The following is a 13,728-nucleotide window of genomic DNA, read 5'->3' as shown; positions in this document are numbered from 1 at the left end:
TGGCGCTGGGCAGCGCCGTCGGGCTGATGGCGACCTCCGGCTGGCTCATCTCGCGGGCCTCGCAGCAGCCCCCGGTGCTGTATCTGATGGTGGCCGTGACCGCGACCCGTGCCTTCGGCATCGGGCGGGCCGTCTTCCGCTATGCCGAGCGGCTGGTCTCGCACGACGCCGTCCTGCGGATGCTGGCCGACACCAGGGGGGCGGTCTACCGGCGCCTGGAACGCCTGGCCCACCGAGTGGGCGCGGACGGGGGACCAGGGGGCGGAGCCCACCGGGAGCCCGGCCGTCCACCGGGGGCTCCGTGACCTCCGCACCACCCAGCCGTACGACCCTGTCGGCCACCCCCAGCAACGCGGGCCGGTGCACGACCAGGAGCACGGTCCGCCCGGCGGCCAGCCTCCGCACCGCCGCCACGACGTCCCCCTCCGTCGCCCCGTCCAGCGCGGCCGTCGGCTCGTCCAGCAACAGCACGGGCCGGTCCGCGAGAAACGCCCGGGCCAGCGCCAGCCGCTGCCGCTGCCCCGCCGACAACCCGGCCCCGTCCTCCCCGAGCACGGTGTCGGCCCCGTCCGGCAGCGCCACCACGAACTCCCACGCGCCCGCGTCCCGCAACGCCTGCCGCACGGCACCCTCATCGGCCCCGGGCCGGGCCAGCCGCACGTTCTCCGCGATGGTCCCGGCGTACAGATGCGGCCGCTGCGGCACCCAGGCGATCCGCGACCGCCACTCCTCCAGGTCCAGGTCTGCGAGATCGGCGCCCCCGACCCGCACCCGCCCTCCGGTGGGCCGTACGAAGCCCAGCAACACGTTCAGCAGCGTCGACTTGCCCGCCCCGCTCGGCCCGACCAGCGCCACCGTCTCACCGGGCTCCACACGGAACGACACACCGGTCACCGCGTCCGACGAGCGCCCGGGATAGCGGACACCGACATCCTCGAAGGCCAGGGCGCCCGCGGGCACCGCGCCCGTGCCCGGCACCTGGACCGGCGTCTCCAGCACGGAGAAGATCTCCTCCGCGGCGGCCAGGCCCTCCGCCGCCGCGTGGTACTGCGCCCCCACCTGCCGCAGCGGGAGATACGCCTCGGGTGCCAGCACCAGGATCAGCAGCCCGGTGTACAGGTCCATGTCCCCGTGGACGAGCCGCATCCCGATCGTCACGGCGACCAGCGCGACGGACAGCGTGGTCAGCAGTTCCAGCGCGAAGGAGGAGAGGAAGGCGATCCGCAGGGTGCGCAGTGTGGCCTGCCGGTACTCCCCGGTGATCCGCCGGATGGACTCGGCCTGTGCCTTGGCCCGGCCGAACACCTTCAGCGTCGGCAGACCCGCGACCACGTCCAGGAAGTGGCCGGACAGCCGGGACAGCAGCCGCCACTGTCGGTCCATCCGGGACTGCGTCGCCCAGCCGATCAGCACCATGAACAGCGGGATCAGCGGCAGGGTGCCGACGATGATCGCCGCCGACACCCAGTCCTCCGTGACGATCCGCGCCAGCACCGCCACCGGCACGACCACGGCCAGCCCCAGCTGCGGGAGATAGCGCGAGAAGTAGTCGTCCAGGGCATCGACCCCGCGGGTGGCCAGGGTGACCAGCGAGCCGGTCCGCTGCCCGCTCAGCCATCCTGGGCCGAGCGCCGAGGCCCGGTCCAGCAGCCGCCCGCGCAGCTCCGACTTCACCGCCGCGCCGGCCCGGTGCGCCGCGAGTTCGGTGAGCCACGCGACCACCGACCGCCCGATGGCCACGGCCGCCAACAGCAGCAGGGGAGTGCGCAGACCGGCGGCCGACTCACCGTGCTGGAACGTGTCGACGACGATCTCGGCGACGAGCATCGCCTGCGCGATGACCAGTCCGGCGCCCACGGCCCCCAGGCCGACGACGGCCACGAGGAAGAGTCGGGTGGCACGGGCGTACCGCAGCAGGCGTGGATCGATTGGTTTCACGTGAAACATGCCCTTCGGTCCAGAGGGTGTGTTTCACGTGAAACACACCCTCGGCGGACTCAGTGAGCGGCGTCGGGAGCGATGTGCTGCGTGCCGATCCGCTTGCGGAACACCCAGTAGGTCCAGCCCTGGTAGAGCACGACGAGCGGGGTGGCGATCGCCGCCAGCCAGGTCATGATCTTGAGGGTGTAGGGGCTGGACGAGGCGTTGGTGACCGTCAGGCTCCACTCCCCGTTCAGGGTGGACGGCATGACGTTCGGGAAGAGCGAGAGGAAGAGCACCGCCACGGCGGCCACGATGGTGACCCCGGACAGCGCGAACGCCCAGCCCTCCCGTCCGGCCTGGTTGGCCACCAGTGCGGCGACCAGGGCGGCGACGGCCACGATGACGGCGATCAGGCTCTTGCCGTCACCGCTGTCGGCCTGGGTCCACAGCAGGAAGGCCAGGGCCACGACGGCCGCCACCAGACCGACCCACCGGGCCAGCTTCCGCGCCCGCACCCGGATGTCGCCGACGGTCTTGAGCGCGGTGAAGACCGCTCCGTGGAAGGTGAACAGCGTGAGCGTCACCAGGCCGCCGAGCAGGGCGTAGGGGTTCAGCAGATCCCAGACGTCACCGACGTACTCGAAGTGCTGGTCAATCTTCACACCGTGCACGATGTTCCCGAAGGCCACGCCCCACAGGAACGCCGGGAGGAGCGAGCACCAGAAGATCGCCGTCTCCCAGTTGCGCTGCCACTTCTCCTCGGGCCGCTTGACCCGGTACTCGAAGGCGACGCCTCGGACGATCAGGCAGACCAGGATGAGCAGCAGCGGCAGGTAGAAGCCGGAGAAGAGGGTGGCGTACCACTCGGGGAAGGCGGCGAAGGTCGCGCCGCCCGCGGTGAGCAGCCATACCTCGTTGCCGTCCCAGACCGGCCCGATGGTGTTGATCAGCACCCGGCGCTCGGCTCGGTCCCGGGCCAGCAGCTTGGTGAGGACGCCGACTCCGAAGTCGAAGCCCTCCAGGAAGAAGTAGCCGGTCCACAGGACGGCGATCAGGACGAACCAGACGTCGTGAAGTTCCATGACTGTTCCCCCGGCCTAGTACGAGAAGGCCATCGGCTTGTCGGCGTCACGGGTGTCGCCGCCGATCTTCGTGGGCGGGTTGAGGTCGGCCTCGGTGAGTTCGGGCGGGCCGGCCTTGACGTACTTCGCGAGCAGCTTGACCTCGACCACGGCGAGGATCGCGTACAGCGCGGTGAAGACGGCCATCGAGGTGATGACCTCGCCCTGGGAGACACCGGGGGAGACCGCGTCCCGGGTCTGGAGGACGCCGTAGACGACCCAGGGCTGGCGGCCCATCTCGGTGAAGATCCAGCCCCAGGAGTTCGCGATCAGCGGGAAGGCCATCGTCCAGGTCGCGATGCGCCAGTACCAAGGGGTGAGCTTCGTACCGAGCGCCTGGTTCTTGAACAGCACCAGGTGCGGCACCTCGTCCTCGCCGACCCTGAGGTGCTGCGGCAGCATGAACTTCTTGCGGGTCAGCCAGAGTCCGACCAGCCCGATGGCGAAGGAGGCCATACCGAAGCCGATCATCCAGCGGAAGCCCCAGAAGGCCACCGGGATGTTGGGCCGGTAGTCACCGGGTCCGAACTTCTGCTGCTCGGCCTTGTTGACGTCGTTGATGCCGGGGACGTACGAGGTGAAGTTGTCGTCGGCGAGGAAGGAGAGCAGGCCCGGGATCTCGATGGCCACGCTGTTGTGGCCCTTCTCCACGTCGCCGTAGGCGAAGATCGAGAACGGCGCGGGCTTCTGGCCGTCCCACAGCGCCTCGGCGGCGGCCATCTTCATCGGCTGCTGCTTGAACATCACCTTGCCGAGGGTGTCGCCGCTGATCGCGGTGAGCAGGCCGGCGATGACCACGGTGATCAGGCCGAGCCGCAACGAGGTCTTCATCACGCGGATGTGCTTCCTACGGGCCAGGTGGTAGGCGGATATGCCCACCATGAAGGCGCCGCCGGTCAGGAAGGCCGCCGAGAGCGTGTGGAAGGCCTGGGTGAGGGCGGTGTTCTGGGTCAGCACGGCCCAGAAGTCGGTCAGCTCGGCCCGGCCCCTCGCCTTGTCGATCTTGTACCCGACCGGGTGCTGCATCCAGGAGTTGGCCGCGAGGATGAAGTACGCCGACAGGATCGTGCCGATCGAGACCATCCAGATGCAGGCCAGGTGGATCTTCTTCGGCAGCTTGTCCCAGCCGAAGATCCACAGGCCGATGAACGTGGACTCGAAGAAGAACGCGATCAGCGCCTCGAAGGCGAGCGGGGCGCCGAAGATGTCACCGACGAAGCGGGAGTAGTCCGACCAGTTCATGCCGAACTGGAACTCCTGCACGATGCCGGTGACCACGCCCATGGCGATGTTGATCAGGAAGAGCTTGCCCCAGAACTTGGTCGCTCTGAGGTACTTCTCCTTCTCCGTGCGCACCCAGGCCGTCTGCAGCCCGGCCGTCAGCGCGGCCAGGGAGATCGTCAACGGAACGAACAGGAAGTGGTAGACGGTGGTGATGCCGAACTGCCAGCGCGCCAGTGTTTCCGGCGCCAAAGCCAGGTCCACGTCGTCACTCTCCTTACTACGGCGTGGTCAGCGGCGGTTTGCCCCTGTTTGTTGCCCGCATACAGGAGCAAACGGGACGCGCTTGTGAACGCGTTCACATTCACAAGCCATTATGACGCACTGATTTTCGGCCGGGACAGGGGGGTCCCCCCTATCGCCGTGGTGTCAAGACCTTGGCAGCGACTTCAACATCTTGTTGAATTGCCCGCCATGCAGATACGCATTTCCTGGCCCGCGGGCAGCATCACCGCGAGCCTCGACGCAACCACCCCGACCGCGCAGGCCCTCGCCAAGGCCCTGCCTCTCGCCTCGACCGCGAGCACATGGGGCGAAGAGGTGTATTTCGACACAGGCGTCTCTGTTTCACGTGAAACGGACGCCCGCCAGGTCGTGGAACCGGGCACGGTGGCCTTCTGGACGGAAGGCAACGCCCTCGCCCTCCCCTACGGACCCACACCGATCTCACACGACGGGGAATGCCGTCTCGCGAGCCCGTGCAACATCCTCGGCAGCCTGGACGGGGACGCCGGTCTCCTGGCGACCGTACGAGCCGGCGACCCCATCCGCCTGGAACTGATCGAGGGCTGATCCCGCCGCGGGATCACAACTCCTCGCGGCGCTCCCGTGCCATCGGAGAGCCACAGCTCCCACGGCACCGGGCACCACGCCAAGTCACCGCTCCTTGGGGAACGCCTCCGTCACCTTCAGGAAGATGTCGTTCGCCTCCGCCTCGCCGACCGTCACCCGCACACCCTCGCCCGGGAACGGCCGGACCACCACTCCGTGCTCCTCACAGGCCTGCGCGAACGCGGCGGTGCGCTCCCCCAGTCGCAGCCACACGAAGTTGGCCTGGGTCTCCGGGACCGTCCAGCCCTGACCCCGCAGCGCGTCGACCACCCGCGTGCGCTCACACACCAGCGAGCCGACCCGGCCCAGCAGCTCGTCCTCGGCCCGCAGCGAGGCGATCGCCGCCTCCTGCGCGAGCTGGCTCACCCCGAACGGCACCGCCGTCTTGCGCAGCGCCGCCGCCACCGGCTCATGGGCGATCGCGAACCCGATCCGCAGCCCGGCCAGCCCATAGGCCTTGGAGAAGGTCCGCAACACGCAGACGTTGGGCCGCTGCCGGTACAGCTCGACGCCGTCGGGCACCTCGGGGTCGCGGATGAACTCCCGGTAGGCCTCGTCCAGCACCACCAGGACGTCACCGGGCACCCGGTCGAGGAACCGCTCCAGCTCGGCGCGCCGCACCACCGTGCCGGTCGGGTTGTTGGGGTTGCACACGAAGATCAGCCGCGTCCGGTCGGTGATCGCGTCCGCCATCGCGTCCAGGTCGTGCACATCCTCCGACGTCAGCGGCACCTGAACCGACCGGGCGCCGCTGACCTGCGTGATGATCGGGTACGCCTCGAACGACCGCCAGGCGTAGATCACCTCGTCACCGGGACCGCTGGTGGCCTGGATCAGCTGCTGGGCGACTCCCACCGAGCCGGTCCCGGTCGCCAGGTGGGTCAGCGGCACGCCGAAGCGGTCGGACAGCTCGTTCATCAGCCCGGTGCAGGCCATGTCCGGGTAACGGTTGAAGTCACAGGCCGCAGCGGTCACGCTCTCCAGCACGCCCGGCAGCGGCGGGTACGGGTTCTCGTTGGAGGACAGCTTGTAGGCGACCGGACCGCCGGCCGCGGCCGGCTTGCCCGGCTTGTAGGTGGGGATACCCTCCAGCTCGGCGCGCAGCTTGGGGCTTGTCTCGCTCACCGCAGTCCTCCTCGCGACCACCGGCGGACCGTCGACGCCGCCGGCTTCCAATACTGCTCACCTTAAGAGGATTCGGCCCGGCTGAGTACAGGTGCGGCACCGCCGGACCCGTGGCCCCTCCGGCCCGGAGAAGGCACGGATCGCACGGCTCCGGCGGCATCGGGGGCATCCCCGCACGAAGGCGCCCGATTCGGGGGGCGCGCCGCACATATATCTATGCGCCGGTGGCTTGCGCCCTGGCGCGCGTCGCCCGTGCAGGTGAGTTGAGACCTCTTCGAAACATCGAGCGCTTGGCAGGTCCGTACGCCCCCGCAAGCCGCGTCTTACCCTGGGAACACGCAACGACCTTTATTTCTAAGGAACTTGACGCCAAATGGCCATGCAGAAACGTGCCTCCCGAGGTGTGCATATGCGACCGCACCACCCCGCCGCATGAGCCCTACTATCGGCTCGCCATGACAGCAGCAGGGAAGCACCAGGTGAGCCGCGCGGAAACCTCACGTCGAGGCAGTCGGCCGGGCCGGGCGGGCATCAGAGACGTCGCCGCCGCCGCCGGGGTCTCCATCACGACCGTGTCCGACGCCCTCAACGGCAAGGGCCGGCTCCCGGATGCCACCCGGCGCCACGTCCGCGAGGTCGCCGACCGCCTCGGGTACCGGCCCTCGGCAGCCGCCCGAACCCTCCGTACGGGCAAGTCGGGCCTGATCGGCCTGACCGTGACGACCTACGGGGATGAACCTTTCACCTTCACGGAGTTCGCGTACTTCGCGGAGATGGCCCGGGCCGCCACCTCGGCCGCGCTCGCCCGCGGCTACGCCCTGGTCATCCTGCCCGCGACCTCCCGCCACGACGTCTGGTCCAACGTGGCCCTGGACGGCACGGTCGTCATCGACCCCTCCGACCAGGACCCGGTGGTCAGCGAGCTCGTCCGGCAGGGACTGCCCGTCGTCTCCGACGGCCGCCCGGCCGGCTCCCTCCCCGTCACCGCCTGGGTGGACAACGACCACGAGGCAGCCGTACTCGGCATCCTCGACCATCTCGCCGACGCCGGCGCCCGCCGCATCGGCCTGCTCACGGGCACCTCGACGGACACCTACACGCATCTGTCCACCACCGCATACCTGCGCTGGTGCGAACGGGTCGGCCAGGACCCGGTCTACGAGGCGTACCCGGCACACGACCCGTGCGCGGGCGCCGTAGCCGCCGACCGGCTGCTCGCCCGCCCCGACCGGCCCGACGCGGTCTACGGGCTGTTCGACCCCAACGGCACCGATCTGCTCGCCGCCGCGCGCCGTTACGGCCTGCGCGTCCCCGACGACCTGCTGCTGGTGTGCTGCAGCGAGTCGACCATGTACGCCAGCACCGAGCCGCCCGTCACCACGCTGTCGCTGAAGCCGCGCCGGATCGGCACCGCCGTCGTCCAGCTCCTCATCGACGCGATCGAAGGCGTGGAGTCCGAGCAGCCGGTCGAGCAGGTGATACCGACGGAGCTGATCGTGCGCACCTCCTCGCAGCGGCGGTCCCCGCGCACGACGGTCAGCCCTCCGCGCACCCCGGATGACCGGTAGCGCCCCGGGCACCCCGGGGCGGCGCGGGGCCCGGCGGACGCGGCACGGGGCGCGTCCGGTGCGGCACGGCAACCGGTCGGCCGGGGGATCAATCGGCCGACAGCTGGTCGAACATGTGCCCAAACAGGGCGAAAGCCGCGGTGAACCGGAGTCTTGTTCCGATTCACCACCCCTGGGTCATCACACGGCGCGACGCGCATTCCTATGATGGGCCCCACGACACCGCGGACCGCTGCGACCAGGCAGTCCGAAGCGGTGCAGATGCGGCGCGATGGTGGAGGGGTCTGATGACTCAGGGGGCCGGTCAGGGACCCGAGGCGGAGCGGACGGCGACGCTGCGCGACTTCCGGGTACCCGCGTACGTGCACGAGACCGGTCCGTACGCCGGCGGCACCCACCCCGGCAACGCCGTCCCGGCCGACGACGAGGCGTACCCCGAGGGTTACACCCCCACCCAGCGCGACCTTCCGGTCATCAACCGCGGCGACACCCTCCAGCTCCCCGTCGAGCCCGTCCCCGCCCCGCCGGCCCCGCAGCCCGCGACCGGGCCCGGACCGCTCTACGTCGTCGGCGACGTCCACGGCTACCTGGACGAGCTGGTGGCCGCCCTGCAGGAGCAGGGCCTGATCGACGCCTCGGGCCAGTGGTGCGCCGGTACCACCCGGCTGTGGTTCCTCGGCGACTTCACCGACCGCGGCCCGGACGGCATCGGCGTCATCGATCTGGTCATGCGGCTGTCCGCCGAGGCCGCCGCTGCGGGCGGTTACTGCAAGGCCCTCATGGGCAACCACGAGCTGCTGCTGCTCGGTGCCAAGCGATTCGGCGACACCCCCGTCAACTCGGGTGCGGGCACCGCCACCTTCCAGGCGGCCTGGCTGCTCAACGGCGGCCAGAAGACCGACATGGACCGCCTCCAGGACCACCATCTGCAGTGGATGGCCCGCCTCGACGCCGTGGAGGTGGTCGACGGCTATCTGCTCGTCCACTCCGACACCACCGCCTACCTGGACTACGGCGACTCCATCGAAGCGGTCAACGACACCGTCCGCGAGACCCTGACCCGTAACGACGCCGACGAGGTCTGGGATCTGTTCCGCAAGTTCACCAAGCGCTTCTCCTTCCGCGACGAGGGCGGCGCCGACGCCGTGCGCACCCTCCTGGATACGTACGGCGGCACCCGCGTCGTTCACGGGCACAGCCCCATCCCCTACCTCCTCGGCGAGGTCGGCTCCGAGGACGGCGAGGAGGGCACCGGCCCGGTCGTCGAAGGGCCGCACGTCTACGCCGACGGACTGGCCATCGCCATGGACGGCGGAGTGACCATGGCCGGAAAGCTGCTGGTCCAGCAACTCCCGCTGGACAACTGAGCGTTCCCCGGACAGGCGTCCTCCGGACCGCGTACGCGCAGGCCGGAGGGCAATTTCCGGCAATCCCCTGTCATCGCCCGCCGTCACGGCTCTACCATCGGCTTATCCGTAGCAGGCTCCCCTCCGTTTCTGCCCGACGGCAGCCGGCGCGCGAGCCCCAAGCCCTACGGAGCATCGGGGGATGCAGATGAACAGCCTTCCGCAGCACTTGAAGAGCGAGGACCTCCGGGAATTCGAGCGGCTGCTCGACGAGGTTCTGCGCTCCGTACCGCACCGACCGGAACCGGCCGCTGCCGGACGGCGGCTGACGACCGGACAACTGCGCGCCATGGCACTCGACGCCTCCGCCCTGATCGCGGCGGCCGCGGCGGCCGAGTACCGGCATTACGCCGAACTGCGCGACACACTGCGCCACCCGGCGCTGACCGCCCCGGCGGCCACCGGCGACTCCACCGCCACAGCGACCGCTCCGGACACGGGCACCACGCCCGACGAGGCCGCCGAGGACACCGGCGCGGGCGCCGCCGCGGTCCTCGCCGTGCTGGCGCCCGTCCTCTCCGGGACGGCGGCGGCGATCTTCCTGCTCGTCGGCTACGTCCTGCGGGCGTTGAGCTCCGAGCAGGTCCTCGCCCGCACCCTGCTCGCCACCGGCTGGGTGTTCGCCGCGCTGACCGCGGCGACGGCCCTGGTCGCCGCCGTCGGGCTGCTGCTCGCTGCCCTGCGCAACCGCACCCCGGCGGGCTCCCGGGCCCGGGACAGGGCGGACGAGGAGGCGCTGGATCGGGCCAGAGAGGCCTGGCGGGCCGCCCTGCTGGAGCGGGGCATCCTGCCCTTCCTCGAGGAGGCACTGGCCAAGGCCGGCCCGGCCGGCGCACAGCACCCGCTCCCGTCCGCACCGACCGGCCGCATCCCGCGCCTGGGATACGACCGGCCCGGCTTCAGCAGCCCCGGCGACGGCACGGCGCCCGGCCGCCCGCGCTTCAGCGGCCCCGACTACACGAGCCCGGACTTCGGCGGGCCGGAGCACCGCCCCGAGTAGTCCGGACGTGTACCACCGTGGCCCGGCCGGACACCGGGCCACGCGGTACCGCACCGCGTACGGAGCAGCCGGCGCGGTGCGTTCACGGTGGGCGGTTCAGTCGGCGATGGGCAGGTACACCCGGTTGCCGGCCGCCGCGAACTCCTGCGACTTCTGGGCCATGCCCGCCTCGATCTCGGCCCGGCTGCCGCCGTGTTCCCGCCGGATGTCCTGCGAGATCTTCATGCTGCAGAACTTCGGACCGCACATGGAACAGAAGTGGGCCGTCTTGGCGGGCTCGGCCGGCAGCGTCTCGTCGTGGAACTCCCGTGCCGTGTCGGGGTCCAGAGCGAGGTTGAACTGGTCCTCCCACCGGAACTCGAAACGGGCGTCGGACAGCGCGTCGTCCCACTCCTGCGCCCCGGGATGCCCCTTGGCGAGATCCGCCGCGTGCGCGGCGATCTTGTAGGTGATGACGCCGGTCTTGACGTCGTCCCGGTTGGGCAGGCCCAGGTGCTCCTTGGGCGTGACGTAGCAGAGCATCGCCGTGCCCCACCAGGCGATCATCGCGGCACCGATGCCGGAGGTGATGTGGTCGTACGCCGGAGCGACGTCCGTGGTCAGCGGGCCGAGCGTATAGAACGGAGCCTCGTCGCAGATCTCCTGCTGAAGGTCGATGTTCTCCTTGATCTTGTGCATCGGGACGTGCCCGGGGCCCTCGATCATCGTCTGCACGTTGAACCGCCGGGCGATCCGGTTGAGTTCACCGAGCGTCCGCAGCTCCGCGAACTGCGCCTCGTCGTTGGCGTCGGCGATGGAACCGGGCCGCAGGCCGTCACCCAGCGAGTACGTGACGTCGTAGGCGGCGAGGATCTCGCACAGCTCCTCGAAGTTCTCGTACAGGAACGACTCCTTGTGGTGCGCCAGGCACCACGCGGCCATGATGGAGCCGCCGCGCGAGACGATGCCGGTCTTGCGGTTGGCGGTGAGCGGGACGTACGGCAGCCGGACGCCCGCGTGGACGGTCATGTAGTCCACGCCCTGCTCGGCCTGCTCGATGACGGTGTCCTTGTAGATCTCCCAGGTCAGTTCCTCGGCCTTGCCGTCGACCTTCTCCAGCGCCTGGTAGAGCGGCACCGTGCCGATGGGGACGGGGGAGTTGCGCAGCACCCACTCGCGGGTGGTGTGGATGTTGCGGCCGGTGGACAGATCCATGACCGTGTCGGCGCCCCAGCGGGTCGCCCAGGTCATCTTCTCGACCTCCTCCTCGATGGAGGACGTCACCGCCGAGTTGCCGATGTTGGCGTTCACCTTCACCAGGAATCGCTTGCCGATGATCATCGGCTCGATCTCCGGGTGGTTGACGTTGGCCGGCAGCACGGCCCGGCCCGCCGCGATCTCCTCGCGGACCACCTCGGGCGAGACGTTCTCCCGGAGGGCCACGAACTCCATCTCCGGGGTGATCTCGCCCCGGCGGGCGTACGCGAGCTGCGTCACCGCCTGACCGTCGCGCCCCCGCCGCGGCTGGCGCGGGCGGCCGGGGAAGACCGCGTCCAGGTTGCGCAGCCCGCCGCGCGGCGAGGTGTGCTTGATCCCGTCGTCCTCGGGACGGACGGGACGGCCCGCGTACTCCTCGGTGTCGCCGCGGGCGATGATCCAGTTCTCCCGCAGCGGCGACAACCCCCTGCGGACATCCGTGTCGACGAGTGGATCGGTGTACGGGCCCGATGTGTCGTACAGCGTGACCGACTGCCCGTTGGTGAGATGCACCTGACGGACCGGCACTCGGAGGTCGGGGCGCGAGCCCTCGACATACGCCTTGTGCCAGCCGATGGACTTCCCGGCCTCCGTGGACTTCTCGTCCTGAGCGGAGGCAGGCGTGCGTGCGTCCTTGTTGGTCATGAGACCTACTCCCTACGCCGGCATTACCCGGTAACAGGTTCGGCGGTCGACGCAGCGGCTTCCGTCGGCCGACGCTCCCCGTGGAACATCGCTCGTTCCACGTGAAACATCGCATCCACGGAGGTCAGCGCCCTCTCAGCCCGGTGCTCCGAGCTCCCGCGTGTGCAAAGGTGCCTCCACGCTAGCGCCATGTAGGGCGCGGTGAACAGTGGGCCCCCCTGCGTTCTTGGGATGATCGGTCGGTGACCAGCATGGAGCAGCACCCGTACCAGCCGCCCGAGCCGCACCGCCGGGACGGCGCGGAACCGGGCACCGCGCACGGTCACAGGGCTTCCGGAGGCGGCCATGGAGCCGCTTCCGGGCACGGTCACGCGCACGGTCACAGCCACGGCCCCGCCGCTCCCGTCTCCCAGCACCTGCGCAAGGTCATCGCGGCGATCCTGATCCCCTTCACCGCCGCCGTCCTGGTCGGCCTCGTGGTGCTCTGGCCCGGACATGCCCCGGCCCACAAGCGCACCGGTGTCGGTTTCGACCGGCAGACCCAGCAGGCCACGGTCACCCGGGTCGTCGAGCTGAGCTGCGCGGCGGCGAACGCCTCCGGTGTGCCGCCGACCGGTGACACCTCCACGGCCGAGGGCGGCTCGGCCCAGCAACGAGCCGCCGGCACCTGCAAGAAGGCCACCATCCGGGTCGACACCGGCAAGGACGAGGGCCGTACCTTCACCGAGATCGTTCAACCGGACCAGTCGCGCCAGCTCCACCAGGGCGAGAAGGTCGTCGTCGCCTACGAGCCCTCGGCGCCTAAGGACCTGCAGTACGCGGTGACCGACGTGAACCGGAAGTTCCCCATGACGCTACTCGCGGGGATCTTCGCGGTGGCCGTGGTGCTGGTGGGCCGACTGCGCGGTGTCATGGCGCTGGTCGCACTGGCCGTCAGCTTCCTGGTGCTGACGCTGTTCATCCTGCCGGCGATCCTCGAGGGTTCGAACCCGCTGCTGGTGGCCGTGGTCGGGTCGAGCGCCATCATGCTGATCGCCCTGTACCTGTGTCACGGGCTGTCGGCCCGTACCTCGGTGGCGGTGCTCGGCACGCTGATATCGCTTGCGCTGATCGGTGTGCTCGGCTCGCTGTTCATCGGCTGGGCCGCGCTGACCGGCAACACGGACGACAACACCGGTCTGATCCACGGCCTGTATCCGTCGATCGACATGAGCGGTCTGCTGCTGGCCGGGGTCATCATCGGTTCGCTCGGCGTCCTGGACGATGTGACGGTGACCCAGACCTCGGCCGTCTGGGAGCTGCACGAGGCCAATCCATCGATGGGCTGGCGCGGGCTGTACCGGGCGGGCATCCGGATCGGCCGCGACCACATCGCCTCCGTGGTCAACACCCTGGTGCTCGCCTACGCCGGTGCGGCGCTGCCGTTGTTGCTGCTGTTCTCGATCGCGCGGAGCAGCGTCGGGACCGTGGCCAACAGCGAGCTGGTGGCCGAGGAGATCGTGCGCACGCTGGTGGGCTCGATCGGTCTGGTCGCCTCGGTCCCGGTCACCACGGCGCTGGCCGCGCTGGTGGTGTCGGCCGACCGGGCCACG

Annotated in this window: 9 protein-coding genes, 1 pseudogene and 1 riboswitch; of the genes and pseudogenes, 5 read left to right on the top strand and 5 right to left on the bottom strand. The window is 70.0% G+C overall.

Annotated elements, in window-relative coordinates; translation table 11 throughout:
- Positions 1 to 315 precede the first annotated feature (315 nt).
- The 3 genes and pseudogenes from cydD to H5J33_RS09075 form a co-directional block, all read right to left on the bottom strand.
- Positions 316 to 1,938: pseudogene (gene cydD, locus H5J33_RS09085) on the bottom strand (thiol reductant ABC exporter subunit CydD); the annotation flags it as partial.
- A gap of 59 nt (positions 1,939 to 1,997) precedes the next feature.
- A complete protein-coding gene (cydB, locus tag H5J33_RS09080; RefSeq protein ID WP_181794368.1) occupies positions 1,998 to 3,005 on the bottom strand; it encodes a cytochrome d ubiquinol oxidase subunit II in 1,008 nt (335 codons plus the stop codon).
- A gap of 15 nt (positions 3,006 to 3,020) precedes the next feature.
- Positions 3,021 to 4,529 carry a cytochrome ubiquinol oxidase subunit I gene (locus H5J33_RS09075; protein ID WP_181794367.1) on the bottom strand — a complete coding sequence of 503 codons (1,509 nt, stop codon included), beginning with the start codon at positions 4,527 to 4,529 and terminating at the stop codon, positions 3,021 to 3,023.
- Positions 4,530 to 4,739: 210 nt separating this feature from the next.
- Between H5J33_RS09075 and H5J33_RS09070 the strand changes: the two genes are divergently transcribed.
- Positions 4,740 to 5,117, top strand: a complete 378-nt coding sequence (locus H5J33_RS09070) for a cyclophilin-like fold protein (protein ID WP_181794366.1) — start codon at positions 4,740 to 4,742, stop codon at positions 5,115 to 5,117.
- Between the two features lie 84 nt (positions 5,118 to 5,201).
- On the opposite strand, the gene hisC is transcribed toward H5J33_RS09070, so the two are convergent.
- Positions 5,202 to 6,281: a histidinol-phosphate transaminase gene (hisC, locus tag H5J33_RS09065; protein WP_181794365.1), complete on the bottom strand. Its 1,080-nt coding sequence runs from the start codon at positions 6,279 to 6,281 to the stop codon at positions 5,202 to 5,204.
- 455 nt (positions 6,282 to 6,736) lie between these two features.
- Here hisC and H5J33_RS09060 point away from each other — a divergent pair, with 455 nt between their 5' ends.
- From H5J33_RS09060 to H5J33_RS09050, 3 genes are all read left to right on the top strand, one after another.
- Entirely contained in the window at positions 6,737 to 7,849 is a 1,113-nt protein-coding gene (locus H5J33_RS09060) for a LacI family DNA-binding transcriptional regulator (protein WP_030786254.1), read from the top strand.
- A gap of 287 nt (positions 7,850 to 8,136) precedes the next feature.
- Positions 8,137 to 9,216, top strand: coding sequence for a metallophosphoesterase (locus H5J33_RS09055; RefSeq protein ID WP_181794364.1), 1,080 nt, complete (start codon positions 8,137 to 8,139; stop codon positions 9,214 to 9,216).
- Between the two features lie 181 nt (positions 9,217 to 9,397).
- Complete coding sequence (locus tag H5J33_RS09050) at positions 9,398 to 10,255, top strand: hypothetical protein (protein ID WP_181794363.1); 858 nt, start codon at positions 9,398 to 9,400, stop codon at positions 10,253 to 10,255.
- A 96-nt stretch (positions 10,256 to 10,351) separates the two neighbouring features.
- Here H5J33_RS09050 and thiC read toward each other — a convergent pair whose 3' ends face one another.
- Positions 10,352 to 12,136, bottom strand: a complete 1,785-nt coding sequence (thiC, locus tag H5J33_RS09045; protein ID WP_220212123.1) for a phosphomethylpyrimidine synthase ThiC — start codon at positions 12,134 to 12,136, stop codon at positions 10,352 to 10,354.
- Positions 12,129 to 12,306: riboswitch (TPP riboswitch) on the bottom strand. It overlaps the preceding gene by 8 nt.
- Positions 12,307 to 12,387: 81 nt before the next feature.
- On the opposite strand from thiC, the gene H5J33_RS09040 reads away from it, so the two are divergent.
- On the top strand, positions 12,388 to 13,728 hold a 1,341-nt coding region (locus tag H5J33_RS09040), incomplete at its 3' end, for a YibE/F family protein (protein ID WP_181794369.1).

The sequence above is a fragment of the Streptomyces sp. WELS2 genome (assembly GCF_013870595.1).
Taxonomy (GTDB): Bacteria; Actinomycetota; Actinomycetes; order Streptomycetales; family Streptomycetaceae; genus Streptomyces.
This window is presented reverse-complemented; position numbering and strand designations above follow the sequence as displayed.

Bases quoted from the DNA above. Each gene is read 5' to 3' on its own strand.
- H5J33_RS09055 (WP_181794364.1), top strand. From the start codon at position 8,137: ATGACTCAGGGGGCCGGTCAGGGACCCGAGGCGGAGCGGACGGCGACG.
- thiC (WP_220212123.1), bottom strand. From the start codon at position 12,136: ATGACCAACAAGGACGCACGCACGCCTGCCTCCGCTCAGGACGAGAAG.
- H5J33_RS09050 (WP_181794363.1), top strand. From the start codon at position 9,398: ATGCAGATGAACAGCCTTCCGCAGCACTTGAAGAGCGAGGACCTCCGG.
- cydB (WP_181794368.1), bottom strand. From the start codon at position 3,005: ATGGAACTTCACGACGTCTGGTTCGTCCTGATCGCCGTCCTGTGGACC.
- H5J33_RS09060 (WP_030786254.1), top strand. From the start codon at position 6,737: ATGACAGCAGCAGGGAAGCACCAGGTGAGCCGCGCGGAAACCTCACGT.
- H5J33_RS09070 (WP_181794366.1), top strand. From the start codon at position 4,740: ATGCAGATACGCATTTCCTGGCCCGCGGGCAGCATCACCGCGAGCCTC.